The organism is Litorivita sp. NS0012-18, assembly GCF_040371945.1.
Taxonomy (GTDB): domain Bacteria; phylum Pseudomonadota; class Alphaproteobacteria; order Rhodobacterales; family Rhodobacteraceae; genus Litorivita.
This window is the reverse complement of record NZ_BAABWS010000003.1, coordinates 164,476-189,072: the sequence shown is the minus strand read 5'-3', so window position 1 is coordinate 189,072 and position 24,597 is coordinate 164,476. Positions and strand designations below refer to the sequence as shown.

Sequence of the window (24,597 nt, the reverse complement as noted above, 5' to 3'; positions counted from 1 at the left end):
TGCATCACGGCCGCGCGGCTCAGATCGAGGCCAAAAGCCCCTCGCCCGCCGAGACTTCGCACATTCCGGGGTTTTCTTCGGCATTGAGCACCGTCACCACCCCGTCCTCGACCAGCATCGCATAGCGTTTGGAGCGCGCGATCAACCCTGCGGGGGGGGCGGTGAAATCCATGCCCACGGCTTTGGTGAACTCGCTTTGCGGATCGCCCAGCATGGTCAACCCCGCCTCGGTCGCGCCGGTATCCTTGCCCCATGCGCCCATAACAAAGGGATCGTTGACCGAGATGCAGATGATCTCGTCCACGCCCTTGGCATCGAAATCGCCCTTGGTGCGGATAAAGCTGGGCACATGGGCCGTGCTGCACACGCCGGTATAGGCGCCCGGAACGGCGAAGATCACCACTTTGCGCCCGCCCAGTTTATCGCTCAACGCCACGGGCGCAGGGCCCTCGGCGCTCATGCCCACAAGCGTCGCATCGGGCAATTTGTCTCCAACCTTCAGTGTCATTCGTCTTTATCCTGTCTGTGAGTGTGTTACGTCTTGAGCCTCAATATAGGTGCGCCGCGAGCGCGGGCCAGATAAATCATGTGAGAGGACGGCGCGATGAGCCATATTGTCGTGATCGGAGCGGGCCAAGCGGGGGCATCGCTGAGCGCAAAGCTGCGCGGTTTGGGGTTTGACGGGCGGATCACGCTGCTCGGGGCCGAGGATGCGCCGCCCTACCAACGCCCGCCTTTGTCGAAAAAATACCTGCTCGGCGAGATGGACAAAGAGCGCTTGTTCCTGCGCCCCGAGAGCTTTTACGCCGATCAAGACATCACCCTGCGCAAGGGCTGCGCGGTCGCGGCGATCCACCCGCAAGACAAATACGTGAGTTTGGCGGACGGCGAGAGGCTCGACTATGACCAACTGGCGCTGACCACCGGCTCCGATCCGATCCGCCTGCCCGCCTCTATCGGCGGCGATCTGGCGGGGGTGTTCACGGTGCGCGATCTGCGCGATGTCGATGCGATGGCGCCCTATTTCACCGCGGGCAAAAGGGTGCTGATCGTGGGCGGCGGCTATATCGGGCTGGAGGCCGCAGCGGTCGCGGCGCAGCGCGGGCTCAAGGTGGTTCTGGTCGAGATGGCCGAGCGGATTTTGCAGCGCGTCGCCTGCGCTGAGACCTCGGCCTATTTTCGCGCCCTGCATGGCGCGCATGGGGTCGATATCCGCGAGGGCACGGGGCTGACGCGGCTCTCCGGAGCGGGTCATGTCAGCGGCGCCGAGCTGAGCGATGGCAGCGCGCTGGAGATTGATTTTGCCGTGGTCGGCGTCGGCATCCGCCCCTGCACGGATTTGGCCGAGGCCGCGGGGATCGAGATTGAGAACGGCATAAAGGTCAATTCCTTGGGGCAAACCTGCGATCCGTCGATCTGGGCCGCGGGCGATTGCGCCAGCTTCGCGCATGAGGGCGCTGTGCTACGCCTTGAATCGGTGCCCAATGCCATTGATATGGCCGAATGCGTGGCGCAAAACATGATGGGCGCGGACCAGCCCTATGTGCCCGTGCCGTGGTTCTGGTCCGACCAATATGACGTGAAATTGCAAATTGCGGGGCTGAACAGCGGCTATGACCGCGTGATCACGCGCAGGGGCGACAAGGAGGGCGCGTTGTCCTTTTGGTATTACCGCGCGGACAGGTTGCTGGCGGTTGATGCGGCCAATGATCCGCGCGCCTATATGGTCGGCAAGCGGTTGATCGACGCGGGCAAATCCCCCGATCCGGCGCTCATCGATGCGCCGGACACCGATCTCAAGAGCCTTTTGAAATGAGGATCATCGCGGGGGCATTCAAAGGCCGCGCCTTGGCCTCGGTCGGCAAGGGCGATGCGGGCGCGCATCTGCGCCCGACTACGGACCGCGTGCGCGAGAGCCTGTTCAACGTGCTCGGCGGCGGGCGGTTCGGCGATCCCATCGGCGGGGCGCGGGTGCTCGATATCTTTGCGGGCACCGGCGCTTTGGGGCTGGAGGCGCTTTCGCGCGGGGCGGCGCAGGTCTGTTTTGTCGAGGACGGGCGCGTGGCGCAAAAAATCCTCACGCAAAATATCGCGCTTTGCGAGGCCAAGGCGGCCTGTCAGGTTTACCGCCGCGATGCGCGCAAATTGCCCGCCCATGAGGGCGCGCCGTTTGATTTGGTGTTTCTCGATCCGCCCTACGGCAAACAGATGGGCGAGGCCGCGCTGCGCGCTGCATTGGCGGGCGGGTGGATCGACGATCAGGCCTTGATCGTGTGGGAGGAAAGCGCAGCCATCACCGCGCCCGAAGGCTGGCAGGTTCTGGATGCGCGCAAATATGGCGGCACGGTGATTTCCCTGCTCGAAAAGGCCTGACGCAGAAAGGCCGCCTCCCGCGCGGGAAGCGGCCCTCAATCGCGCGGCGGGCGCGGCTTAGTTCAGCGGACGGATGGTGCCCGCAGATTTGGCGACCATGGCGCGGGCATCGTCGATCAAAAACTGCCCGTCGAGGCCCTTTTTGCCCGCTTCAACGATCCAGTCGGCGACCACCTCTTCGCCCAGCGCCTGCATCCGCGCGGTCTGCTCGGGGCTGATCACCGCAAGCGTGTTGCCCGCCGCTTCCATCGCGGCGCGGCCGTCCTTGTCGCCGGTGTCATGGGCGCGCCCCGCCCAAGCCGATGCCATCTCGCCCGAGTTGGCATCGATCACCGCCTTCAAATCATCGGGCAGCCCCTCATAGACCTCTTTGTTCATCGCCCAGATGAAAAACAGGTTATACAGCGCCTTGTCGCCCGCGACATCGGTGTGGCTGTCGGCCAGATCGTCCAGCTTGAGCGAGGGGGCCATTTCCCATGTGATCACGCCGCCGTCCACCACGCCTTTGGAGAGCGCTTCGGGGAAAGCCGGCACCGGCATGCCGATGGGCGTCGCGCCCAATTTGTCGAGCAGCATCGTTGCCGCGCGCGACGGGCCGCGCAGTTTGAGCCCGCCGAAATCCTCGATGGCGTCGATCTCGGCGCCGCGTTTGTGCACGATCCCCGGACCGTGCATATGGGCGGCGATCACATGCACATCGGCGAAATCATCGGCAAGGTGCTTTTGCGTGAATTCCCACGCCGCGATCGAGGCTTCCTCGGCGCTTTTGGTGGTCATGAAGGGCATTTCCATCGCCTCGGCTTCGGGAAAACGCCCCGGCTGATAACCCGGAATAACCCAACCGCCGTCGATCACACCGTCGCGGATATAGTCATATTGCTCGGGCGCTTTGCCGCCCAATTGCATGAAGGGCACGATCTCGATCTTGAGGCGGCCATTGCTGTCAGCTTCGACCTTTTTGGCCCAAGGCTCGATGAAATATTTCGGGTTCGCCGAATTGGGCGAGACGAAATGTTGAAAGCGAAGCGTGACCTCTTGCGCAAAGGACGCGGTGGCGGTCAGGCCCAAAAGGGCTGCGAGGGCTGCGGATTTCATCAAGGTCATAGGCTGGCCTCCTTTTGAGGTATCCATTGGAATCGCTGCAACTGCCATGCGGCGGTGCAGCGGGATCAAGATGGGAAGGGTATTGCCCAGCCACAAGGCCCGATCAAGAGCCAAAAAGCGCATCAAACGCATTTAACCATTTGATAAAAAACAGCAAAGACGCGCAAAACCCGATCAGAGGGGAATTGCAAAAGCGCTTTCCCCTGCCGCGCAGACACACAAAATCGTAACAAATTTCCTGTAGCCCTATCGGGTGGTTCACCAGTGCATCGGTAATTTAACCAGTGCTGTTGTGATTAGTATGTGGGGTGAAAAGTTCCGGCGGGGGACAGGGTGAAAATCTCGAACCCGTCGGTGGTTACCCCGATTGAATGCTCGAATTGCGCCGAAAGCGATTTGTCGCGCGTCACGGCGGTCCAGTCATCGGCCAGAACCTTGGTCTCGGGGCGGCCCAGATTGACCATCGGCTCGATGGTAAAAAACATCCCCTCTTCCAGAACCGGCCCCGTCCCCGCGCGCCCGTAATGCAAGACATTGGGCGGCGAATGGAACACGCGGCCCAGCCCGTGACCGCAAAAATCGCGCACCACCGACATGCGGTGGCTTTCCACATAGCTTTGGATCGCATGGCCGATATCGCCGAAGGTCGCACCTGGGCGGACCACCTCGATGCCGCGCATCAAGGCATCATGGGTCACCTCGATCAGCCGCTCGGCCTTGCGGCCCAATTTACCCGCCACATACATGCGGCTAGTATCGCCATACCATCCATCCACGATCACCGTCACGTCGATGTTCAAAATATCACCGTCTTTGAGGGTCTTGTCGCTCGGGATGCCGTGGCACACGACATGGTTCACCGAAATACACGAGGCATGTTTATAGCCGCGATAGCCGATGGTGGCCGATTTCGCCCCCGCCGCATTGACCTTTTCCTCGATCAAACGGTCGATTTCTGCCGTGGTTTGACCAGGAAAGACATGTTCGGCGATCTCGTCGAGGATCGTCGCGGCCAGTTTTCCGGCCAGATGCATTCCGGCGAAATCCGCCTCTTCATGGATGCGGATGCCGTCTTTGGTCATGCGGCCGCGGTGCTCTTCGCCCATAGGTGTCTCGCTCACATCATATCGCTGGGCGCTTTGGCCCGTTTGGCCTCTATTTAGGACGGTTTTGCGCGAAGGGCCAGAGGCGCGCGGCAATTCATGCGCCGCGCGCCGGCGCAGGCGCGGGCAGCGGCGCGCCGATGGTGATCTCTTGCGGCGTGATGTTGCAGGTATAGGCATAGGCCTCGACCCCAGCCGCGCGGGCGCGCGCATAGGCGGCGGCATAGGCGGGGTCGATATCGGCGGCCAAACCCGTGCGGGTGCAATCGGTGCGCTGCACCAGATAAAGCATCGCGGCGCGGTGGCCTTGGCGGCGCATCTCGCATAGCTCCTCAAGGTGTTTTGCGCCGCGTTTGGTCACGCTGTCGGGAAATTCCGCCAATCCTTGCTGCCGCGACAGCGTCACGGATTTCACCTCCAGATAAAGATCGGCCTCGCCCGCCTTGCGCAACAGGAAATCAATGCGGCTGTTTTGCCCGTATTTTTGTTCGGGCAATATCTCGTCAAACGACGCGAACGGCGCCAATTGCCGCGCCATCAACGCCTCGCGCAGGGCGCGGTTGGGCACGGATGTATCGACGCCCGTGAACTGCCCGCCCCCGTGGTCCACAAGCCGCCAGCCGTAGCGCAGCTTTTTCTTGGGATCATCGTTGCGCTCGACCCAGATGCGCATCCCCGCCTCGGCCAGCCCCATCATCGATCCGGGGTTCGCGCAATGGGCCACGGCCTCGGTCCCGTCCTGCAGGCGGATATCGGCCAGAAACCGTTTGTAGCGGCGGATCAGCACGGCAGGCTCAAGAGGGGTTTGAAAGCGCATGGGGCAGGCCTATACCTGTGCGGGAGACGTTTCAAGGAGAGTGCCGATGCCCGCAAACCCCAGTGCCGCCATGCTTGTGATCGGGGATGAAATCCTGTCGGGGCGCACGCGCGATTCCAATATGCACCATCTGGCGGGCGAATTGACCCGCGCGGGCATTGATTTGCGCGAGGTGCGGGTGGTGTCCGATGATCGCGCAGCGATCATCGGCGCGGTGCAAGCGCTGAGCGCGGCCCATGACAACCTGTTCACCTCGGGCGGCATCGGCCCGACTCATGACGACATCACCGCCGAAGCCGTGGCCGCTGCATTCGACACGCCCATTTCGGTGCGCGATGACGCGCGCGCGCTTTTGGAGGCGCATTACAAACGCAGCGGCGGGCAGATCAATGAGGCGCGCCTGCGCATGGCGCGCATCCCCGACGGCGCGGCGCTGATCGACAATCCGGTCAGCATCGCGCCGGGGTTCACGATCCGCAACGTGCATGTCATGGCGGGGGTGCCTGCGGTGTTCGAGGCGATGGTGGCCAGCGTTCTGCCCACCCTGACGGGCGGCGCGCCGCTGTTGAGCCAAAGCCTGCGGATCGAGCGCGGCGAGGGCGAAATCGCGGGGCCGCTCGGCGATCTGGCCGAGAAATACGGCGATCTGTCCATCGGCTCCTACCCCTATGTCAAAGACGGGGTGTTCGGCGCGAATATCGTGATCCGCGGCCATGACGGTGCGCGCATTGATGCGGCGATGATCGAATTGAGCGAGGCCTTCCCCGCATGACGACCCAGCCACGCTATTTCGATGTGATTGACGCCACTTGGCCAGCATCAAACACCCAACAGATCGGCGGCTTTTTGGTGCGCGACGGGCGCGACGCGGACGGCGCCTCGGGCGGCAAACGCGTCAGCGCCGCCTCGCAAACCGGCGCGCAGTTCGATCCTGCCGATATTGACGCCGTCGAAGCGGCGCAGCGCGCGATGGACCAAACGCCGCTCTTCATGATCCGCGGGGGCGATACGGCGCTCGACAGCGCGCTGGCCGCGCGCGGCTATCGGGTGATTGATCCGGTGGTGCTCTATGGCGCGCCGATCGACGCCCTGGTCGGTGATCCGCCGCCCAAGGTTTCGACCTTTTGCATTTGGGGGCCTTTGGCGATCCAGCGCGATATCTGGGCGGCGGGGGGAATCGGCCCTGCGCGTATGGCGATTATGGAGCGCGCGGGCGCGCCGAAAACCTCGATCCTTGGCCGCATGAAGGACCATCCTGCGGGCACGGCCTTTGTGGCGATCCATGACGGCATTGCCATGGTGCACGCGATGGAGGTCCTGCCCGAGCAGCGCCGCCAAGGTTGGGGCCGCTACGCCATGCGCCGCGCCGCGATCTGGGCGCGCGAGCACGGGGCGACGGAAATGGCGCTGTTGTGCGTGAAAGACAACACCGCCGCCAACGGGCTCTACTCTTCCATCGGGATGGTGCCCGTGGGAGAGTATCACTACCGCAGTCTTGAGGGAGGAGAATAACATGCCCAAAGAGCCGACCGCGCTCGACCTGCCGATGGTCGATCCCTTGCCGCCCGCGACGCAAAAATATTTCGACATCTGCGACGAGAAGCTTGGCATGGTGCCCAATGTGCTCAAGGCCCATGCGTTTGACATCGACAAGCTCAATGCCTTTACCGCGCTTTATAACGACCTGATGCTGGGCGATAGCGCGCTGAGCAAGCTGGAGCGCGAGATGATCGCCGTGGTGGTTTCGGCGGTGAACAAATGTTTCTATTGCCTAACCGCCCATGGCGCGGCGGTGCGGCAATTGTCGGGCGATCCGATGCTGGGCGAGAAATTGATGATGAATTACCGCGTCGCGGATCTGGATGCGCGGCAACGGGCGATGCTTGATTTCGCGGTGCAGATCACCGAAGCCAGCGCCACCATCGAAGAGCCTCACCGCCAAGCCCTGCGCAATGTCGGCTTTACCGACCGCGACATATGGGACATCGCCAATGTGGCGGCGTTTTTCAACATGTCGAACCGCGTGGCTTCGGCCACGGCGATGCATCCCAATGATGCCTATCACGCGCAGGCGCGCTAAAAAGATCGGGCGGGTTTTGCGATATCAGTGCTCATTTGTGATTTTTCTGGCGGCGGCCTTTGCCGCCTCGATGGGGGCGGCGCAGCGGGCCGCGACCTTTGAGTTGTCGCTGCCCAGCAACGCGCGCGAGACCTATCACGACACCGTCGCACCGGCGAGCTATGCCTATGCGAGCGCCAATCAATCGGGCGATCTGGTGCCGTTGCAGCGCGCCGAGGGGCGCGTCAGCCGGACCGCATGGCGGGTGCGCTCGGAGGGGCTGGAGACGCTGCAACTGATGGCGCCTTTGGCCGAACAGCTGGAGGCCGAAGGATTTACCGCGCTGCACCGCTGTTTCGCGCAGGAATGCGGCGGATATGATTTCCGCTTTGCCCTCGATGTGATCGCCCCGCCCGATATGTTCGTGGACCTGTTCGATTACCGCTACGCCGCCTTTGCCCGCCCGATCCCGCCGCAGGGCCGCACTGATCCGGCGGCCGCTGCCGATGCGCCGCCCGCAAGCGAGGCTCAAGGCGATCCGGCGGTGCCCGCGGGCACCGAAACCGCGACCAGCCCTGCGCCCGTGGAGCAAACCGAGGTGGTCGTCCTGCTGGTCAGCCGAGCGGGGGCTTCGGGCTATGTTCAGATGGTGCATATCGCCCCCGTGGGCAGCAAAGCGGCCAAATCCGCCGCCGCCCGCGCCTCGGTGACATTGGACGCCCCCGCCGCAACGCCGCTGCGCGCGCAGGGTGCGAGCGCGCCCCTTGCCGCCGATATGCCCCTGCCCGAGGCGCTGCGCCATGCGGGCCATGTGATCTTGGATGATCTGAACTTCGAGACCGGATCGGCCACCTTGGGCGAAGGGCCTTTTGCCTCGCTCGCAGCACTGGCCGGCATGCTTTTGTCGGATGCCAAGCTCAAAGTGGCCTTGGTCGGTCATACCGATACGGTCGGCAGCCTTGAGGGCAATATCGCCCTGTCGAAACGGCGCGCGGGCGCGGTGGTGGAACGGTTGGTGAGCGCCTATGGCGTGCCGCGCGGGCAGTTGGAGGGCGAGGGCATGGGCTATCTGTCGCCGCGCACCGCGAATCTGACCGCCGCGGGCCGCGAGGCCAACCGCCGCGTCGAAGTGGTCTTGCTCAACACCGAATAGGCCCGCGCGCGGCGCAAAGACGTGCGGCGCAGCAACCGGCGCGGCAGATATCGCGCAGCACGAAAAACACAGAAAAAAAGCCCGGCATCGAAATGCCGGGCGAGGTGTGGCCTCTTGGGCCGGGGGGAAGAAACTCGGGGTCTGGTGTTACCAGTCGGTCGGGCCTTTGTCGGCAAAGGCATGGACCAGAAAATCGATAAAGGCGCGGACCTTGGGCTGTGTGAAACGCCCGGGGGGATAGACCGCATAGATGCCTTGGGTTTCCATCGGAAGCTCGGGCATCGCATCCTCGACAAGGCCCTTTTCGAGCGCATCGGCGTAGAGGAAGCTGGGCAGATAGGCGATGCCAAGGCCGGAGATCGCGGCATTGAGCAGCGATTGCCCGTCATTGACGCTCAGCCCGCCGGAGGTGCGCACCTGACGCTTCTCGCCCGAGGGCGCGGTCAGCTTCCACACATTGCCCGCCGATTGGTTCGAGTAATGCAACAGCTTGTGCTCGTTGAGATCGTCGATCTTGAGCGGACGGCCATGGCGCGCCAGATATTCGGGGCTGGCGATCATGCGTTTGGTGGTCTCGGTCAATTTGCGGGCGCGCAGCGTGCTGTCTTCAAGCTCGCCAATGCGGATCGCCATATCGAAACCTTCGGAGATCAATTCCACATAGCGGTTGTTGAGCACCATATTGACGGTGATATCGGGGAAATCGCCCAGAAACTCGCCCAGAACCGGCGAGAGATGATTGACGCCGAAATCCGTCGCCACCGAGATGCGCAAAAGGCCCGACGGGTCGCTTTGCATCGAGGAGACCAGCGCATCGGCCTCGCCGGCGTCATTGAGAACACGGCGGGCGCGGTCATAATAGGCCAGACCGATTTCGGTCGGCGAGACGCGCCGTGTGGTGCGGTTCAAAAGACGCGCCCCGAGGCGCGCTTCGAGCGACGAGACGTGTTTAGAGACAGCGGATTTCGAAATCCCCATCTTCTTTGCGGCATCTGTAAAGCCCCCTTGGTCCACAACCGTGGCGAAGGCTTCCATTTCCGTCAAACGATCCATTACCCGTTACCTCTGCGTTTTTATCTGTTGGAGCAGATATGACGGCACAATGGGGCGCAACTGGGGCGCGATGCGGACAATATCGGGGTTTTGTCACGGATCGTTGATGGCACGGAAACAGGGAAACAGATGTTTCGCGGGGTGCGATGGACAAGGCGCTTGGCGCGGGCGCGGCGCGCAATTGGTCGCCATGGCGCCCGTTTTTTCGGGCAGGATGCCTCCGGCGGGGATATTTAGAGAACCTGCAAAACGGGGCCTCCGGGCACGGCGGCGGGGCGCGGCCTCAGGGCGCGGGCGGGGCGTTACATTGTTTCGAGGCAATGACGCCGGAAGGCGCGTTTGAGCATGTCGAGCTCTTCGCGCAGCAATTCGACCTCGGCGCGCAGGTCGTCGGCAATCGCCTCGCCCGCGATGACCGAGAAGCTTTCGAGGGTTTCGCCGGTTTCCGCGTCATGGATCAAGAAGACATGCGCGCCCTCGCCGATGGATTTGACCGGCAGCGGGATGACCAATTGCCATTCACCCTTGTCGCGGTCTTCGGTCAAGGTCACCCCCGCCAAAGATTCGCCCAGATGGGTCACGTCGATTTTGGGTTGGTGGTTCTCGCCGCCTGCGGTGGTGATGATGCCTTCCCATTTGCCCTCGAAGAGGCGGGTTTTGGTGAGGGTCAAAGAGGTCATCGCGGGGCTCCTTCAAGCGGTCTTGGGCGGGCAATGGTAACGGGCCGGCGTGCGGCGGGCGGTCAAAGTTCGGCGCGCGGGCGGCGCGAGAAGGTCACATCGCGCAGCACGACTTGGTTCATTTCCGGCCCTTCGAAGATCAAATCAACCCAAGCCCGCTCGATCCGCTTTTCATTGAGGTGGGTGTAGGCGAGGTCGAATTCGACGGTGGCATGTTTGTCCACCACCTCCAGTTCGCGCACCATCTGTTCGGTGTTGGGGCCGTTCTTGATGTTGAGGCGAGCGAAAATCTCGAGCGGCTTTTCCATCTCGACGATCACATCAAGGCGCACCAGATGGCGCTTTTGCAATCCGGTCGTGGCCGCTTCGGGCAGATCGACGACCAACGACAGGAACGAGCCGTCGAAGCTGAAAACATCCATGCGCAAGCCGAAGGGTGCGAGATCTTCCTCGCGGCGGTTGCGCATCTGGCGCAGGGTCAGTTCGGACAGCGCGCAATCATGGAACAGCGTGACCTCCTCGCCCAGCATGGATTTGCTTTGGACCGAGGACATGCCGGGCGAGGCAAGCGGGCCGCGCCACAGTTCGGGGCGCCATGACCAATCGGCATCATGGGGCTTTTGAAAGGCGCTGGAGCCGATCATCGGCAAGGCGAGGCGGCTTTCGGCGACGTGGATCAATTTGTCGAGGTGGATCTTGAGCGCGCGGGCGCGGGCGCGCTGTGCGCGCAGGCGGTGCAAGGGGGCGGTATCGGCGTTTTGGGCAAAGCGCGCCCAACGGCGCAACGCGCGGCGGTGGGTCAGCCGGTCGAGCAAGGACAGGCTGCCCGCATCCAGCACGCCTGACGCTCCGCTGTTATCCTTGCTTTTGCTCATCGCCCCTTGCCTCATTGCCCTGCGCCGGATCGCTGCGGCCCGCCACTGGAGCAGCCTGCGGGTCCGATTTACCCGCATATTGTTTCGAGAATCCTACCGACTGTTTCCGTATTAACGAAAGTAGGTCATTGAAACAAACGCGGAAACAGCTTTTTGATGCGTTTTGCCCGTGGCTGTGTATCTGCCGTCCCGCTTTGCGCGGCGGCGGGGCGCGTGGTTTGCATGGCCGCAGGATATTGGGGCGGGCGCCGGACGCCGGAGGCCGTGGTTTCGGGCTTGGGCTGCGCGGCCACGGGTGTTGGCGCAGCGGCGGCAGGCAGAGGCGGTTTCGCGCGCTGCACGGCGGCGGCGGATTTAACGGGGCTGGCCTCGCGCAGGGTTTCGGCCAGCTTGCCGAGCAGGTCCAGCCCATCCTTGCCCGAAAGATCGCTGCCCTTGGGCGCATAGACCGCAAGGCCGATCATATGCCCGTTGATCACCATCGCCCCGCGCCAATGTTTGGGATCGACCTTGGGCGAGAGGCCTTCGCCGCCCGTGGCCAGATGCACGATGGTCAATCCGTCGCCGTTGATCTGGTCAAGCGCGCGGTGCGGCGCAAGCGCGGCGGCCATTTCATGGGCGCGCGGCTGCACGGGTATGAGCGAATAGGGCAGGACCGTAACCGTCATCACGGCGGGCAGAACCGGCCACTCGGCAGGCCGCCCCAAGAGGCTTTCGCAAGAGGCCAGCAAGGCAAAGCCGCCCGAGATCCCGCCCGAGGTCAGGCTTTTGGCATCGATGCAATAGCCCTTTGGCCCCTGCACCACCACCGCGCCGCGCACGATGTCGGCGCGGGCGCGCACCTTGCGCGCGGGCGCATCAAAGGCGTCGTCGCCGCTGCGGCTGGCAAAGCTGACGCCGCCGCCTGCCCCGCCGGCCAAGGGCGAGATGCAGCCCGACAGCGGCATGGCGAGCGCCAAGCCCGCCGCAACGCAAAGAAGGCGCCCGCGACCTGCGGGGCGCCTTTTTGTTGTCTGCGAAGTGTGCGGGGCGAGCCGCCCCAACATCCGACGCATCGCGCGCTTACAGATCCATATAGATGTGGCGCTCGGCCTTGGCACCGGGGTGCGTGACCGCGCCCAGACGGGTCGAGCCGACCAAAGCGGCATATTTTTGCAAAGCGCCGGAGGTGTAGATCGTCTCGCGCGGGCCTTTCCAATCGGCTTTGCGCGCTTCAAGCTCTTCGTCCGTCAGATCGACGCTGATCTCGCCTTTGATCGCATCAAGCGTGATAATGTCGCCATCCTTGATAAGCGCGATGGGGCCGCAATGGGCGGCCTCGGGGCCGACGTGGCCGACGCAGAAGCCGCGGGTTGCGCCCGAAAAACGGCCATCGGTGATGAGCGCGACTTTCTTGCCCATGCCCTGCCCCGACAGCGCCGCCGTGGTGGCGAGCATTTCGCGCATGCCCGGACCGCCAGCGGGGCCCTCGTTGCGGATCACAAGGACTTCGCCCTCTTTATATTCGCGCTTTTGCACCGCTTCAAAGGCGTCCTCTTCGCATTCGAACACGCGGGCGGGACCGACGAAACGCTGGTGCTGGGCTTCCATGCCCGCGACTTTGACGATCGCGCCTTCGGGGGCGAGGTTGCCCTTGAGGCCGACAACGCCGCCGGTTTTCGACAAGGGCGCGGCGACCGAATGGATCACCTTGCCGTCGATTTCGCGGGTAATTTTGTCGATTTCATCGCCGATGGATTCGCCCGATGCGGTGATGCAATCGCGGTAGATAAGCCCCGCTTTGTCCAGCTCCTTAATGACCACAGGCACGCCGCCCGCATCAAACAGGTCCTTGGCGACATATTCACCGCCTGGTTTGAGGTTCACAAAGTAAGGCGTGTCGCGGAAGATGTCGCACACATCGAAGAGGTCGAAATCGATCCCTGCCTCATGGGCGATGGCGGGCAGGTGCAGGCCCGCGTTGGTCGACCCGCCCGTGCAGGCCACAACGCGCGCGGCGTTGATCAAGGATTCCTTGGTGACGATATCGCGGGCGCGGATGTTTTTCGCGATCAGGTTCATCACCGCCGCACCCGAGGCTTCGCCATATTGGTCGCGGCTCTCGTAGGGCGCGGGCATGCCCGAGGAGTTCATCAGCGCAAGGCCGATGGCTTCGGAGACGCAGGCCATGGTGTTGGCGGTATATTGCCCGCCGCAGGCCCCCGCCGAGGGGCAGGCCACGCGTTCGAGGATATCAAGCTCGGCATCGGTCATATTGCCCGCTTGGTGCTGGCCCACGGCCTCGAACACGTCTTGGACAACCACGTCCTTGCCGTTCAACCGGCCCGGAAGGATCGAGCCGCCATAGATAAACACCGATGGCGTGTTGAGACGCACCATCGCCATCATCATACCGGGCAGGGATTTGTCGCAGCCCGCAAGGCCGACGATCGCGTCATAGCAATGGCCGCGCATGGTGAGTTCCACCGTGTCGGCAATGGCCTCGCGCGAGGCGAGCGAGGAGCGCATGCCCTCGTGGCCCATGGCGATGCCGTCGGTGACGGTGATGGTGGTAAACTCGCGCGGCGTGCCTGCGGCCGCCTTGACGCCCATTTTCACGGCTTGGGCTTGGCGGTTCAGCGCGATGTTACAGGGCGCGGCCTCGTTCCAGCAGGTGGCGACGCCGACCAGAGGCTGGTGGATTTCCGTGTCCGACAGGCCCATCGCATAGAGGTAGGAGCGGTGCGGCGCGCGCTCCGGCCCTTCGGTGACGTGGCGGCTGGGCAATTTGGATTTGTCGAACTGGGTCATGTCGGCCTCCCGTTGCGGCGCGGGTCTATGGCGGCGCCGGTAAGTTTTATGTTGCCAGACGAATAAATCACGCATCCCGCCTGCACAAGCGGTTTGCGCCGCACAGATCGCAGCGCCCGCGGCGCGGACGGACGCAGGCCTGTGGCGGGGTTAGGTGCACAAAGCGGAAAAGCGCGGCGGACCATTGCGAGGGGTCGGGGCATTGGATAGCGTGACGCCCATGACAAATGTCCCCGCCCCGCCGCGATCCTCGACCCCGCGCAGCTTTGCGCCGCCCTATGCGCGCCAAGCCCTCATGAGCGACGACGCCTATGGACGCGCGCAGCTTTGGCGGCTGGCGGCCAGCGTGGGTCTGGCCACGGCTTTGATGATGCTCGGCGGCCTCCTTTGGGGCTTGGCCTTGGTCTTTGCGGGCGCGCAATTCGTTCTTGAGGCGGGGGCGACAAGTGCCGCGCAGATGCTGGGCCTGCTGTATTTTTTCGGCTTCATGAGCCTCGGGGTGGTGATCGCCGCCAAGCTGCTACACGCACGCGGTCCGCGCAGCTTGATCGGCCCGCAGGCCTTGGAGCAAGGGCTGCGCGCACTGCTTTGGGTGGCGCCGGTCTATCTGCTCTATATGGCGATGCCGATGCCCGAGGGGATGGAATTGGTGCGCAGCGATCTGCCCTTGGGCACATGGGCGCGGCTCTTGCCCTTTGCGGTCTTGGGCGTGCTCATACAGGTCAGCGCCGAAGAGATCGCCTTTCGCGGCTTCTTGCAAAGCCAGCTTGCCGCGCGGTTTTCCTCGCGCTGGGTCTGGATGGTGCTGCCGTCCTTGGCCTTCGGCGCGCTGCATTATGACGGAGCCGCGGGGGCGGGGGCCTATCTGATCGTGGCTTGGGCGGCGATCTTCGGGTTGATCACCGCCGGTCTGACCGCGCGCAGCGGCTCGCTCGGCCCCGCAATCGCGCTGCATTTCACCCATAATATGGGGCTTGTCTATGCCTCGATGCAACAGGACCTATCGGGCCTGTCGCTCTACCATGTGCCGGTGCGATTGAGCGATGTGGAGCAAATCTTGCCGCTGATGGTCGCGGAGCTTGCGGTGATTTTGGTCGCATGGCTGGCGGCGCGCGTGGGGCTGCGCCGGTGAGCGCGCCTTTGCACCCTTCCGACATGCCGCCCTCGGGCACGCGCCCGCGCCGCCGCGCCTATGGCCCGCATGAGGCCTTGGTCCTGCCCGCCTTGGCGCGCCCGCAGTGGGAGCGTCTGGCGCTTGGGATCTTTGCGATCGAGATGCTCTATCTGTTCACCCTGTCTTTGATCGAGGCGGGGCTGGACCGGTTTTTTCCGGTGCTGGGCGAGGCGTTTTATATGGGCAACACTGCGCCGGGATTGCTTTTGCAATTTACCAGCTTTGGCGCCTTGGCGCTGTGGACGGCATGGGCCGCGCGGATTTTGCAAGGGCGAAGCCTGCTCAGCATGATCGGGCCGCTGCGCCTTGCGGCCGGTCACGGAGTGCGGGTGTTTGCGGCGCTGCTTGTGTTGTTTCTGGCGGTCGAGTGCCTGCCGCCCTATTGGAGCTTCGAGTTAATGGTCGAGATGCGGTGGGCGCTTTGGCTGCCGCTTTTGCCGCTCTCTTTGGCGGGGCTCTTGTTGCAAACGGGGGCCGAGGAGCTTCTCTACCGCGGCTATGTGCAAAGCCAGATCGCCGCGCGCATGCCGTCGCCGCTGGCATGGATGATCGTGCCCAATCTGCTATTTGCCGCTGCCCATTGGGACAGCGGCGGCGAGATCGTCGGCAATGCGCAATATATGATCTGGGCGTTTTTCTTCGGGCTGGCGGCGTCGGATTTGACCGCGCGCACCGGCACATTGGGGGCCGCCATCGGGTTTCACATGGCCAATAACGCCTATGCATTCTTGTTCTTTGGCGAATTGGGCGGGCCGGATTCGGGATTGGCCCTGATGCTGTTCGAGGCCATGGATGCGGGCGGCGAGGACATGGGCGACATGCTGCCGGGGGCGGATTGGATTTTGTCGCCCGCGCTCGGCATGGAGGTTTTCATGACCGTGCTGATGTGGGGCGCAGCGCGGGCGGCTTTGCGCCGGTGAGCCGCGCGCGCATTTGCACCGCCGCCCGCCGCTTCGCCGTTTGCAATTCGGCGCGCGGGGGCTTATTTGAGGCGAGACAATTTGCCTCGCGCGGCCCGACGGGCCACAGCCGCGGTATGAAGTATGGGGTGCTTTCGGCATGAACTGGATTAGCAATTACGTCCGCCCGCGGATCAACTCGATCTTTTCGCGCCGCGAGGTGCCGGAAAATCTTTGGCGCAAATGCGATGAATGCGGCACCATGCTGTTTCACCGCGAATTGACCGAAAACCAGAACGTTTGCACCAATTGCGACCACCATATGCACATCACGCCGCGCGCGCGTTTCGAGGCGCTGTTTGATGGCGGTATCTTTGCCGAGGTCGCGGTGCCCGAACCCATCGCCGATCCGCTGCATTTTCGCGATCAAAAGAAATACCCCGACCGGATGAAAGCCGCGCAAAAGAGCACCGGCGAGCATGAAGCGATGTTAATCGGCGCGGGCGAAATCGGCCGCACGCCGATCATCGCCATCGCACAGGATTTTTCGTTCATGGGCGGATCGATGGGCATGTATGTGGGCAATGCGATCATTGCCGCCGCCGAAGAGGCGGTCAAACTCAAGCGGCCTTTGGTTCTGTTTTCCGCCGCGGGCGGCGCGCGGATGCAAGAGGGGATTTTGTCGCTCATGCAGATGCCGCGCACCACAGTGGCGGTGCAGATGCTCAAGGAAGCGGGGCTGCCCTATATCGTGGTTCTGACCCATCCGACCACGGGGGGCGTGACCGCCTCCTATGCGATGCTGGGCGATGTGCATATCGCCGAACCCAATGCGCTGATCTGTTTTGCGGGTCCGCGGGTGATCGAGCAAACCATCGGCGAGACCCTGCCCGAAGGCTTCCAGCGCGCCGAATACCTGCTTGATCACGGGATGCTCGACCGCGTGACGAAACGCACCGAATTGAAGGGCGAATTGGTCACCATCTTGCGCATGCTCATGGGCCTGCCGCCCGCGATTTCGGGCGAATTGCCCGCGCCGAGCACCGAAGAGGCGGCTGCCGCTGCCCCTGCGGCCCCGACCAAAGGCGACGACAACGCAGGCAAGCCCGCGCAAGGCACCCGCGTCTCGACCGCCGCGCCTGCCAAAAGCTAACCTTCGGTGTTCGCCGCGCTTGTGGGACTGCTTCTGGGCATCGGATCATCCGCCGTATTGCTGCGCAGTGGCATTGCATCGGACCGGCGCGCCTTGGGCGCGGCGATCGCTGTGCTGCTGTGCGCCATCGCCGCTTTTTATCCGGTTTTCGCCGTAGACCATGGCGGGCTGTTCGGACTGCTGCTGCATCTTTTGATCGCGGCAGGGTTTTGCGCCTGCGCCTACCGCGGCGTCCTCGGCGGCCGCTCCGGCGGCATTTCTCTGTTGGCCTTTGGGCTGATTGCGCATGGAGCCTTCGACGCGGCGCTCATGTTCGGCCCGTCCATGGCCTTTGGCGCGCCGCATTGGTGGCCACAGTTTTGCGCCGCATATGACGTCACCCTTGGGCTGTTCGCCCTTTGGCAAAGCCGGAGATTGACCACATGACGACCGAACCCGCGCAACCCTCTGACGCGATTCTGGAGCGGATGATGACCCTGCACCCCAAGGTCATGGATCTGGTGCTGGACCGGATGTGGCGGCTTTTGGAGGCCTTGGGCAATCCGCAAGACGCGCTGCCGCCGGTGATCCATCTGGCGGGGACCAATGGCAAAGGATCGACCCAAGCCATGATCCGCGCGGGGTTGGAAGCGGCGGGCAAGCGGGTCCATGCCTATACCAGCCCGCATCTGGCGCGGTTTCATGAACGCATCCGTTTGGCGGGGGATCTGATCGACGAGGCGGCGCTGACGGCGCTGCTCGATGAATGCGATAGGGCCAATGGCGGCGCGCAGATCACGTTTTTCGAGATCACCACCTGCGCCGCCCTGCTGGCCTTTGCCCGCACCCCCGCCGATTACACTTTGCTCGAAACCGGCCTTGGCGGGCGGGTGGATTCGACCAATGTCGTCGCCCGCCCCGCGCTGACGGTGATCACCCCGATTTCCATCGACCACGAGCAATACCTTGGCACCACTTTGGCGCAGATTGCGGGCGAAAAGGCGGGCATCCTCAAACGCGGCGTGCCCTGCGTTGTCGGCCCGCAGCCCGAGGAGGCGATGGAGGTGATCGAGGCCCGCGCGGCCAAGCTCGGCGCGCCGCTGATGGCCCACGGGCAGCATTGGCATGCTTTCGAGGAGCGCGGGCGCTTGATCTATCAAGACGAGCGCGGGCTTTTGGACCTGCCTCTGCCCGCCCTGCCCGGCGCGCATCAGATTGAGAACGCGGGCGCGGCGATTGCGGCGCTGCGCATGGTGCAAAACGATCTGGCGGGGGCCTCTTTTGACGCGGTGGCCGAGGCGGCGATGCGCGATGTATTCTGGCCCGCGCGGATGCAGCGGCTCTCCCACGGCCCCTTGTGCGATGCCGCGCCCGAGGCCGAGGTCTGGCTTGACGGCGGGCACAATCCCGCTGCGGGCAAGGCCATCGCCGCGCATCTGGCGAGCTTGCCGCCGCGCGAGACGCATTTGATTTGCGGTATGCTCAACACCAAGGACGTCACCGGATATATGGCCCCGCTCGCGCCGCATGTGGCCTCGCTCACCGCCGTGCCGATCCCCGATGCGCCCGCGACCTTGAGCGCCGAGGAGACCGCCGCCGCCGCGACCCGCGCCGGTATCACCGCCAGCATTGCAACCGATTCTACCGCAGCGATAGAATCGATTGCCCAGAATCGCCCCGACGCACGGATTTTGGTCTGCGGATCGCTCTATCTGGCCGGTGCGGTGCTGCGCGAGAACGGCTGACGCCCGAAAAGACGGCATCTGTTAATGCTCTGAAAACCTCAGAAAAACGCAGGTTATCCCCAGAAAAATGACGTCTCCTACATCTTGGAGGAGCTACTGCATGTTGACCGTTTTGCCGCCACTCGCCTATATCTTGTGAAGGATATTTAGATATCGCTCCTGCCTGCCAGCACCAAAGGAGCGGCTATCGGTTGAGGGGATAGGACATGGAGCGGTTTGCGCGCATTGATGGATACGAACGGCAGGGCAGCAGCGCCCCGCTTTTCATCCCGCGCGGCGCGCATCTGGCGCCCAATCCGCCTGCGGGCCTGATCGCGCGGCCGATGTCTTTGGCGGCGCTTGCACCCTATCTGGTCATCGCGCTGCTCACCGCCTTTATGATCCCTGCCGCTGCCAGCGCCCAAGCCGTGCGCCTGACCGTCGATGCCCATGACCGCAGCTTTACGATCAACGGCCGCAGCTTCACAATCGACCGCATTCAGGACGAGACCCACGAGCTGACCGGCGAATATGCCAAGACCTCGCGCGCCTGCCCGCCGTTTTGCATCACCCCGATGAAAGCCACCGATGACGTCGAAACCATCGGCGAGCTTGAAGTGATGGATTTCCTCGAAGAGATTGCGGCGAAGAATGAAGGCTATCTGCTCGACACCCGCCTGCCCGGCTGGTTCCAGCAAGGCACCATTCCGGGCGCGGTCAATGTGCCCTTCACCACGCTCGAAGAAAGCAACCCCTACCGCGATGATATCGTCACGGCTTTGGGCGGGCTCAAAGAGGGCGACAAGTGGGATTTCTCGGCAGCGCGCCAATTGGTTATTTTTTGCAATGGCCCGTGGTGCTTGCAAGCGCCGATGGCGGTGCGCGCCCTGCGCAAGGTCGGATATCCGGCACAGAAGATCAAATATTATCGCGGCGGGATGCAGGTGTGGAGCTCGCTCGGCCTGTCCACCATCAAACCCTGACGCCGCACCCGCAATTATGCCCCCCTTCGGGCCCATCCGTATGAGAGGAAAGATCGATGTATAGAACGACCATGATCACCAGCACCTTGGCTTTGGCCGCTGCGGGCGTCTTCCTCGTGGAATTTGCCACCAGCAACCCCACCGCCGCGACCACCCGCGCCAGCACCGATTTGACCGCCCTGAGCGCCGCAGCCGCCATCGCCGCCGATCCGGCACCCTCCGAGGCCGCGCAGCCCGCCGTGCAAACCGAAGCCGACGCGCCCACAGCGCAAAAAGTCGTCTTTACCAAACCCAATGTGGTGACCGATGAGGACGCCGATAAGAACTCGCTGAGCGAATTGACATCCGGTGCGATCGATGACGCGCAGCGCAAGGAACTGGCGGGCGGCGTGCTGAGCGGTCTTGGCCTGTCGACCCGTCTGGCCGATTCCGATCCCAACACCCCCGACAGCCGCGATTTGCGCGGGATGACGGCGGGCGCCATTCGCCAGCTTGGCAAGGCCGAGTTTGACGTCGAAGTGCAAACCTCCAAGGAAATGCAGGGGCTTTTGCATTCGCTGATCGTTCAGGCGATCAATGAAGGGCGCCCCGATGAATACGTCAACAGCCTGCTCAACGAGGCCGCCGAAGCGGGGCTTGTCGCCGTGCCGCAATCGCTGGTGACGCCCGAAGGCAGCGTTGACACCAAAACCTTGATCGCCGCCATCGTGGACGAAGCCGCCGCCGCCTCTGACGGTGTGCGCCCCAACGCCCGTCCAACCACGCGCAAATTGGAAAAATCCGTGACCTATACGGTCAAATACGGCGATAGCCTCGCGGCGATTGCCTATGAATATTACGGCCGCACCTCGGCCTATCAATGGATTTTCGCCGCCAACAAAGACAGCCTGAGCAGCCCCGACAAAATTCAGGCGGGCCAGACATTGATCATTCCCGCGATCTGATCGCGCGAAGAGGCCGATCCGCCCCGCGTCACAGGCCGATGCGGGCACATTTGGCCGATCCCGACCTGTCCCAAGGTCACACCAAGATCACCCAAGATCTTATCTCAAAGCGAGACCGTCCCCACGGTCTCGCTTTTTGTTTAACTCGTGTTTGGGACAGGTTTGTGACGAGGTTGACCGTCGCTGCCTAGGCGGCGCCCTCGGCCCAATCGGCGCTCATCATCTCGCGCAAACGGCTTGCCGTGCGTTCGAATTCGAATGTGCCTTCACCCTCGATATAGAGCATTTCCGGCGCGGCGGCAGCCGAGGCGATCAGACGCACCCGCGCCTCGTAAAGCGCATCGATCAGCGTGACAAAGCGTTTGGCCTCGTTGAAATTGCTGCGCGACAGGGAGGGGATATCCTCAAGCACCAACACACGGCAGGCCTCGGCCACGGCCAGATAATCGGCAGGGCCAAGCATCTTGCCGCACAGATCAAAAAAGCTCGCCCGCCCGATGCCGGAGCGAAAGGCCGGAATGTCCACATCGCGGCCCTTGACGTGCAGTACCAAAGGATCGGCCCGCCCGCCGGTGAGATCATGCCAGATCGCGTCTATTTCGGCGCGGGTCTGGGCGGTGACGGGGGTGAAATAGACCGGATTTCCGGCCAGCCGGTCTTGGCGGTAATCGGTGGCGGAGACCATCTCATAGACCTCCATCTTGTCCTTCAAAATGTCGATGAAGGGCAAGAAAAGCTGACGGTTCAGCCCGTCCTTATAGAGATCGTCAGGCACGCGGTTGGAGGTGGTGACCACGACGACTCCGGCCTTGAAGAGCATCTCGAACAGGCGTCCGACGATCATCGCATCGGTGATGTCGCTGATCTGCATCTCGTCAAAGGCCAGCACGCGCACCGATTTGGCCACCGACCCCGCCACAGGGGCAAGCGCATCCTCGACGCCGCTTTTGCGGGCCTCATGCATCTGCGTGTGGATTTCTTGCATAAAGGCGTGGAAATGCACGCGGCGGGCAGGCACGTCGAGACAATCGACAAAGAGGTCCATCAACATGGATTTGCCGCGCCCCACCCCGCCCCACAGGTAAAGCCCCTTGGGCGGCTCGGGCGCGCGGCGAAACAATCCGCGTTTTTGCGGCTCGGCCAAGGCAGCGCGAATGCGCTCCAGCTCGGTCAAAACCGCCTCTTGCACGGGATCACGTTTCAGCGCGCCTTGCGCGGTCAAGGCCGCGTATTTGTCCATCAGGTTCATGGCAAGCCACATAGCGCGGCGCGGCGCGGATGTGTAGAGGGGATGGCGCGGCGCGGGTTCTTGCGCGCGGCTACTCTTTGATGAACCACGTCAACGCGGTCTCAAATCCGGCTTTGCCGAGCATCTCGATTTTCGAGGCCCACGCCGCAGGGCAGACCAGCAAAGCCGCGTGATTTCCCCGTGCTTCCAAGGCGCTTTCGCCCGCGCGCAGCAGCGCCAACGCGCCCGCACCGCCCTGCGCCAAAACCTGTGGATCGGCAAAATCGCTGTGGTAGTAATCGTCGATGAAACCGATGCCTTGGACGCTATGGGCGCTGGGGAAATGCAAGGCGGTGGCTGGTTGCGAGACGCAATATCCGCTGATCTGCCCGTGCTCGGACGAGACGCGCATATCGCGGTCCGGCAAGCTGAGGCTGCGCGTCATCCAGCCGCCAAAACGCGCGTCGGCCTGCGCATGCGGCTTCCAGAAGCTGTTCAGATCATGGAGCAGCTTTCGGTTCTCGGCGCTGGCCGCGACGATACCCGCAATGTCGGGCGGCGCCGCATCGCGGATCTCTTGCCCCGCACCGTCCTGCCGCGACAAAGCGGTTTTGGCAAAATACAGCGTCAAAGGTGCATAGCCCGCCTCTTGGATCACATCGAGAGGCCCGCCCGCACGCGCGCAGGCGGCCAATAGCACCTGTGCCCCTGCCGCGATCAAATCCTCCTGCGCGGCCTCAAAAAGCTGCGCAGCGCTGCCCGCGGGCGCATCCGGATGGACATAAAAATCATCCATAATCAAACCGGGCGGGCCGAAGTCCCCCGCATAGATCGGCGGCACCGGCAAAAGGATCGAGTGCACTGCGCCGATGATCTCGCCGCCCTCAAGCCCGAGCAACCATTGCTGCCGGAAGGGCGGGTTTTCTGCCTCGAGATAGCTGCGAATGCTTTGCGCGATCCGCTCCTTGGCATCGGCGGGCAGCGACCACAAGGACGCATCCTGCGCATGGCGCTGCTTTGCCGCGCGTAGCAAGAGCGCCGCGAGAGCATCGACATCGGCGAGCGTGGCGGCGCGCGTTGATAGGCTCATTCGACGTCTCCCACTGCAGCTAACATGTCAAAGCTTAGCGCGGCGCGGCGCGCCTTCAAGCGCCACGCCCGCCCGCCAGCCCGCCGTTGCGTGATGGGCCCCATCACAAACCGTCAATTGACCGCCGCGCAGATTTGCCGCAGATTTCACACCAGCGCCTATCGGAGAGCCTCATGACCCCTCGCCCGTCGATTTTCACACCGGTTTTGATCACCGGCTGCATCATCATTTTGATTTCATTCGCGGTCCGCGCCAGCTTTGGCGTGTTCCAGATCCCGATTGCCGCCGAATTCAACTGGCCGCGCGCCGAATTCTCGCTCGCCATCGCCATCCAGAACCTCGCCTGGGGCATCGGGCAGCCGATTTTCGGCGCTTTTGCGGAAAAGCTGGGTGATCGTTTGGCGATTGTGCTTGGCGCGCTGACCTATGCGGCGGGATTGGTGCTGTCCTCCTATGCGGTAACGCCACTCGGGATGCAGGCCTATGAGGTCTTGGTCGGCTTTGGCATCGCGGGCACGGGTTTTGGGGTCATTTTGGCCGTGGTCGGGCGGGCCTCGTCGGATGCGAACCGCTCGATGTCCTTGGCCATCGCCACGGCGGCGGGCAGCGCGGGGCAAGTGTTTGGCGCGCCTTTGGCCGAATTCCTCTTGGGCATGATGACATGGCAATCGGTGTTTTTGGTCTTTGCCGCGATGATCCTTGCCTCGCTTTTGATGTTGCCGATGATGCGCGCCCCTGCGGCGACCAAGGCCGAGCTTGAGGAAAGCATGGGGGCGATTTTGGGCCGTGCCCTGCGCGATCCGACCTTTGCCTTGATCTTTTTGGGCTTCTTTAGCTGCGGCTACCAGCTTGGCTTTATCACCGCGCATTTTCCCGCCTTTGTGACCGAGCTGTGCGGGCCGATCATGCCCGGCGGAGTTTTGCACGATCTGGGCATCACCACGACATCGGCGCTTGGCGCGGTGGCGATTTCGCTGATCGGGTTGGCCAATATCGCGGGGACGCTCACGGCGGGCTATCTGGGCAACCGCTTTAGCAAGAAATACCTGTTGTCGGGGATTTACGTTCTGCGCACCTTGGTGGCGGGGGCTTTCATTTTGATGCCGATCACGCCGGCGTCGGTCTTGCTGTTTTCGGTCGGGATGGGCGCGCTTTGGCTGGCGACCGTGCCGCTGACCTCGGGGCTGATCGCACATATCTACGGGCTGCGCTACATGGGCACGCTCTACGGGATCGTATTTTTCTCGCACCAATTGGGCAGCTTTATGGGCGTCTGGCTTGGTGGGCGGCTCTATGATGTTTACGGTGATTATACGTTGGTTTGGTGGATCGGCGTCGGCGTCGGAGCCTTTAGCGCCATCGTGCATTTGCCGGTGCGCGAGAACCGCGCGGCGGCGGTGCAGCCCGCCCAATAGC

At 63.1% G+C, this 24,597-nt stretch carries 25 protein-coding genes; 14 read left to right on the top strand and 11 right to left on the bottom strand.

From position 1 onward, the window contains the following. Positions 1-19: 19 nt before the first annotated feature. A complete protein-coding gene (locus ABWV64_RS13935) occupies positions 20-508 on the bottom strand; it encodes a peroxiredoxin (RefSeq protein WP_353346301.1) in 489 nt (162 codons plus the stop codon). Positions 509-604: 96 nt separating this feature from the next. On the opposite strand from ABWV64_RS13935, the gene ABWV64_RS13930 reads away from it, so the two are divergent. Both ABWV64_RS13930 and rsmD read left to right on the top strand, forming a co-directional pair. Beyond that, entirely contained in the window at positions 605-1,816 is a 1,212-nt protein-coding gene (locus tag ABWV64_RS13930) for an NAD(P)/FAD-dependent oxidoreductase (protein WP_353346299.1), read from the top strand. Further along, entirely contained in the window at positions 1,813-2,373 is a 561-nt protein-coding gene (gene rsmD, locus ABWV64_RS13925) for a 16S rRNA (guanine(966)-N(2))-methyltransferase RsmD (RefSeq protein ID WP_353346297.1), read from the top strand. Before ABWV64_RS13930 ends, rsmD begins: the two co-directional genes overlap by 4 nt. Before the next feature lie 57 nt (positions 2,374-2,430). Here the strand turns inward: rsmD and ABWV64_RS13920 are convergent, their stop codons facing one another. The 3 genes from ABWV64_RS13920 to sfsA all read right to left on the bottom strand — a co-directional run bounded on the left by ABWV64_RS13920 (position 2,431) and on the right by sfsA (position 5,397). Next, a complete protein-coding gene (locus tag ABWV64_RS13920) occupies positions 2,431-3,477 on the bottom strand; it encodes a TRAP transporter substrate-binding protein (protein ID WP_353346295.1) in 1,047 nt (348 codons plus the stop codon). Positions 3,478-3,773: 296 nt separating this feature from the next. Further along, positions 3,774-4,583 (bottom strand): type I methionyl aminopeptidase, encoded by an 810-nt coding sequence (map, locus tag ABWV64_RS13915; RefSeq protein WP_353346406.1) that lies wholly within the window; start codon positions 4,581-4,583, stop codon positions 3,774-3,776. Positions 4,584-4,677: 94 nt separating this feature from the next. Further along, positions 4,678-5,397 carry a DNA/RNA nuclease SfsA gene (gene sfsA, locus ABWV64_RS13910; RefSeq protein ID WP_353346293.1) on the bottom strand — a complete coding sequence of 240 codons (720 nt, stop codon included), beginning with the start codon at positions 5,395-5,397 and terminating at the stop codon, positions 4,678-4,680. A gap of 46 nt (positions 5,398-5,443) precedes the next feature. Here sfsA and ABWV64_RS13905 point away from each other — a divergent pair, with 46 nt between their 5' ends. The 4 genes from ABWV64_RS13905 to ABWV64_RS13890 are packed head-to-tail and all read left to right on the top strand — an operon-like array spanning position 5,444 to position 8,609. Further along, positions 5,444-6,169, top strand: coding sequence for a competence/damage-inducible protein A (locus ABWV64_RS13905; protein WP_353346291.1), 726 nt, complete (start codon positions 5,444-5,446; stop codon positions 6,167-6,169). Next, positions 6,166-6,909, top strand: coding sequence for a GNAT family N-acetyltransferase (locus ABWV64_RS13900; RefSeq protein ID WP_353346289.1), 744 nt, complete (start codon positions 6,166-6,168; stop codon positions 6,907-6,909). Before ABWV64_RS13905 ends, ABWV64_RS13900 begins: the two co-directional genes overlap by 4 nt. 1 nt (position 6,910) lies before the next feature. Beyond that, positions 6,911-7,477 (top strand): peroxidase-related enzyme, encoded by a 567-nt coding sequence (locus ABWV64_RS13895; protein WP_353346287.1) that lies wholly within the window; start codon positions 6,911-6,913, stop codon positions 7,475-7,477. Positions 7,478-7,514: 37 nt separating this feature from the next. Further along, positions 7,515-8,609 (top strand): OmpA family protein, encoded by a 1,095-nt coding sequence (locus ABWV64_RS13890; protein ID WP_353346285.1) that lies wholly within the window; start codon positions 7,515-7,517, stop codon positions 8,607-8,609. Positions 8,610-8,756: 147 nt separating this feature from the next. Here the strand turns inward: ABWV64_RS13890 and ABWV64_RS13885 are convergent, their stop codons facing one another. The 5 genes from ABWV64_RS13885 to ilvD form a co-directional block, all read right to left on the bottom strand. Beyond that, positions 8,757-9,662 (bottom strand): LysR family transcriptional regulator, encoded by a 906-nt coding sequence (locus ABWV64_RS13885; RefSeq protein ID WP_353346283.1) that lies wholly within the window; start codon positions 9,660-9,662, stop codon positions 8,757-8,759. A 302-nt stretch (positions 9,663-9,964) separates the two neighbouring features. Further along, positions 9,965-10,342 carry a hypothetical protein gene (locus ABWV64_RS13880; RefSeq protein ID WP_353346282.1) on the bottom strand — a complete coding sequence of 126 codons (378 nt, stop codon included), beginning with the start codon at positions 10,340-10,342 and terminating at the stop codon, positions 9,965-9,967. Between the two features lie 62 nt (positions 10,343-10,404). Beyond that, positions 10,405-11,217: a DUF6478 family protein gene (locus tag ABWV64_RS13875; protein ID WP_353346280.1), complete on the bottom strand. Its 813-nt coding sequence runs from the start codon at positions 11,215-11,217 to the stop codon at positions 10,405-10,407. A 125-nt stretch (positions 11,218-11,342) separates the two neighbouring features. Beyond that, positions 11,343-12,164: a hypothetical protein gene (locus ABWV64_RS13870; RefSeq protein WP_353346278.1), complete on the bottom strand. Its 822-nt coding sequence runs from the start codon at positions 12,162-12,164 to the stop codon at positions 11,343-11,345. Between the two features lie 115 nt (positions 12,165-12,279). After that, positions 12,280-14,007, bottom strand: a complete 1,728-nt coding sequence (gene ilvD, locus ABWV64_RS13865; protein ID WP_353346276.1) for a dihydroxy-acid dehydratase — start codon at positions 14,005-14,007, stop codon at positions 12,280-12,282. 220 nt (positions 14,008-14,227) lie between these two features. On the opposite strand from ilvD, the gene ABWV64_RS13860 reads away from it, so the two are divergent. The 7 genes from ABWV64_RS13860 to ABWV64_RS13830 all read left to right on the top strand — a co-directional run bounded on the left by ABWV64_RS13860 (position 14,228) and on the right by ABWV64_RS13830 (position 20,863). Further along, on the top strand, positions 14,228-15,139 hold the full coding sequence (locus ABWV64_RS13860; protein ID WP_353346274.1) for a CPBP family intramembrane glutamic endopeptidase: 912 nt from the start codon (positions 14,228-14,230) through the stop codon (positions 15,137-15,139). Next, complete coding sequence (locus ABWV64_RS13855; RefSeq protein ID WP_353346272.1) at positions 15,136-16,101, top strand: CPBP family intramembrane glutamic endopeptidase; 966 nt, start codon at positions 15,136-15,138, stop codon at positions 16,099-16,101. Before ABWV64_RS13860 ends, ABWV64_RS13855 begins: the two co-directional genes overlap by 4 nt. A gap of 139 nt (positions 16,102-16,240) precedes the next feature. Further along, positions 16,241-17,233 (top strand): acetyl-CoA carboxylase, carboxyltransferase subunit beta, encoded by a 993-nt coding sequence (gene accD, locus ABWV64_RS13850; RefSeq protein WP_353346270.1) that lies wholly within the window; start codon positions 16,241-16,243, stop codon positions 17,231-17,233. 6 nt (positions 17,234-17,239) lie between these two features. Continuing rightward, positions 17,240-17,659 (top strand): hypothetical protein, encoded by a 420-nt coding sequence (locus ABWV64_RS13845; protein ID WP_353346268.1) that lies wholly within the window; start codon positions 17,240-17,242, stop codon positions 17,657-17,659. Then, positions 17,656-18,957 carry a bifunctional folylpolyglutamate synthase/dihydrofolate synthase gene (locus tag ABWV64_RS13840; RefSeq protein ID WP_353346266.1) on the top strand — a complete coding sequence of 434 codons (1,302 nt, stop codon included), beginning with the start codon at positions 17,656-17,658 and terminating at the stop codon, positions 18,955-18,957. The genes ABWV64_RS13845 and ABWV64_RS13840 overlap by 4 nt, the downstream gene beginning before the upstream one ends. 206 nt (positions 18,958-19,163) lie before the next feature. Continuing rightward, positions 19,164-19,919 carry a rhodanese-like domain-containing protein gene (locus tag ABWV64_RS13835; protein ID WP_353346264.1) on the top strand — a complete coding sequence of 252 codons (756 nt, stop codon included), beginning with the start codon at positions 19,164-19,166 and terminating at the stop codon, positions 19,917-19,919. A 56-nt stretch (positions 19,920-19,975) separates the two neighbouring features. After that, positions 19,976-20,863 (top strand): LysM peptidoglycan-binding domain-containing protein, encoded by an 888-nt coding sequence (locus tag ABWV64_RS13830; protein ID WP_353346262.1) that lies wholly within the window; start codon positions 19,976-19,978, stop codon positions 20,861-20,863. Positions 20,864-21,050: 187 nt separating this feature from the next. Here ABWV64_RS13830 and zapE read toward each other — a convergent pair whose 3' ends face one another. Both zapE and ABWV64_RS13820 read right to left on the bottom strand, forming a co-directional pair. Next, positions 21,051-22,112, bottom strand: coding sequence for a cell division protein ZapE (gene zapE / locus ABWV64_RS13825; protein ID WP_353346261.1), 1,062 nt, complete (start codon positions 22,110-22,112; stop codon positions 21,051-21,053). Positions 22,113-22,182: 70 nt separating this feature from the next. Further along, positions 22,183-23,181, bottom strand: coding sequence for a hypothetical protein (locus ABWV64_RS13820; protein ID WP_353346259.1), 999 nt, complete (start codon positions 23,179-23,181; stop codon positions 22,183-22,185). Positions 23,182-23,354: 173 nt separating this feature from the next. Here ABWV64_RS13820 and ABWV64_RS13815 point away from each other — a divergent pair, with 173 nt between their 5' ends. Further along, positions 23,355-24,596 carry an MFS transporter gene (locus tag ABWV64_RS13815; RefSeq protein WP_353346257.1) on the top strand — a complete coding sequence of 414 codons (1,242 nt, stop codon included), beginning with the start codon at positions 23,355-23,357 and terminating at the stop codon, positions 24,594-24,596. Position 24,597: the final 1 nt, after the last annotated feature.

What these genes read in the sequence shown, in the direction of transcription:
- ABWV64_RS13830 (WP_353346262.1), top strand. Translation starts at nt 19,976, where the DNA reads ATGTATAGAACGACCATGATCACCAGCACCTTGGCTTTGGCCGCTGCG.
- ABWV64_RS13900 (WP_353346289.1), top strand. Translation starts at nt 6,166, where the DNA reads ATGACGACCCAGCCACGCTATTTCGATGTGATTGACGCCACTTGGCCA.
- ABWV64_RS13930 (WP_353346299.1), top strand. Translation starts at nt 605, where the DNA reads ATGAGCCATATTGTCGTGATCGGAGCGGGCCAAGCGGGGGCATCGCTG.
- rsmD (WP_353346297.1), top strand. Translation starts at nt 1,813, where the DNA reads ATGAGGATCATCGCGGGGGCATTCAAAGGCCGCGCCTTGGCCTCGGTC.
- ilvD (WP_353346276.1), bottom strand. Translation starts at nt 14,007, where the DNA reads ATGACCCAGTTCGACAAATCCAAATTGCCCAGCCGCCACGTCACCGAA.
- ABWV64_RS13895 (WP_353346287.1), top strand. Translation starts at nt 6,911, where the DNA reads ATGCCCAAAGAGCCGACCGCGCTCGACCTGCCGATGGTCGATCCCTTG.
- ABWV64_RS13820 (WP_353346259.1), bottom strand. Translation starts at nt 23,181, where the DNA reads ATGAGCCTATCAACGCGCGCCGCCACGCTCGCCGATGTCGATGCTCTC.
- ABWV64_RS13885 (WP_353346283.1), bottom strand. Translation starts at nt 9,662, where the DNA reads ATGGATCGTTTGACGGAAATGGAAGCCTTCGCCACGGTTGTGGACCAA.
- ABWV64_RS13875 (WP_353346280.1), bottom strand. Translation starts at nt 11,217, where the DNA reads ATGAGCAAAAGCAAGGATAACAGCGGAGCGTCAGGCGTGCTGGATGCG.
- ABWV64_RS13880 (WP_353346282.1), bottom strand. Translation starts at nt 10,342, where the DNA reads ATGACCTCTTTGACCCTCACCAAAACCCGCCTCTTCGAGGGCAAATGG.
- ABWV64_RS13860 (WP_353346274.1), top strand. Translation starts at nt 14,228, where the DNA reads ATGACAAATGTCCCCGCCCCGCCGCGATCCTCGACCCCGCGCAGCTTT.
- ABWV64_RS13815 (WP_353346257.1), top strand. Translation starts at nt 23,355, where the DNA reads ATGACCCCTCGCCCGTCGATTTTCACACCGGTTTTGATCACCGGCTGC.
- map (WP_353346406.1), bottom strand. Translation starts at nt 4,583, where the DNA reads ATGGGCGAAGAGCACCGCGGCCGCATGACCAAAGACGGCATCCGCATC.
- zapE (WP_353346261.1), bottom strand. Translation starts at nt 22,112, where the DNA reads ATGAACCTGATGGACAAATACGCGGCCTTGACCGCGCAAGGCGCGCTG.
- sfsA (WP_353346293.1), bottom strand. Translation starts at nt 5,397, where the DNA reads ATGCGCTTTCAAACCCCTCTTGAGCCTGCCGTGCTGATCCGCCGCTAC.
- ABWV64_RS13840 (WP_353346266.1), top strand. Translation starts at nt 17,656, where the DNA reads ATGACGACCGAACCCGCGCAACCCTCTGACGCGATTCTGGAGCGGATG.
- ABWV64_RS13935 (WP_353346301.1), bottom strand. Translation starts at nt 508, where the DNA reads ATGACACTGAAGGTTGGAGACAAATTGCCCGATGCGACGCTTGTGGGC.
- accD (WP_353346270.1), top strand. Translation starts at nt 16,241, where the DNA reads ATGAACTGGATTAGCAATTACGTCCGCCCGCGGATCAACTCGATCTTT.
- ABWV64_RS13870 (WP_353346278.1), bottom strand. Translation starts at nt 12,164, where the DNA reads ATGCCGCTGTCGGGCTGCATCTCGCCCTTGGCCGGCGGGGCAGGCGGC.
- ABWV64_RS13905 (WP_353346291.1), top strand. Translation starts at nt 5,444, where the DNA reads ATGCCCGCAAACCCCAGTGCCGCCATGCTTGTGATCGGGGATGAAATC.
- ABWV64_RS13920 (WP_353346295.1), bottom strand. Translation starts at nt 3,477, where the DNA reads ATGACCTTGATGAAATCCGCAGCCCTCGCAGCCCTTTTGGGCCTGACC.
- ABWV64_RS13835 (WP_353346264.1), top strand. Translation starts at nt 19,164, where the DNA reads ATGGAGCGGTTTGCGCGCATTGATGGATACGAACGGCAGGGCAGCAGC.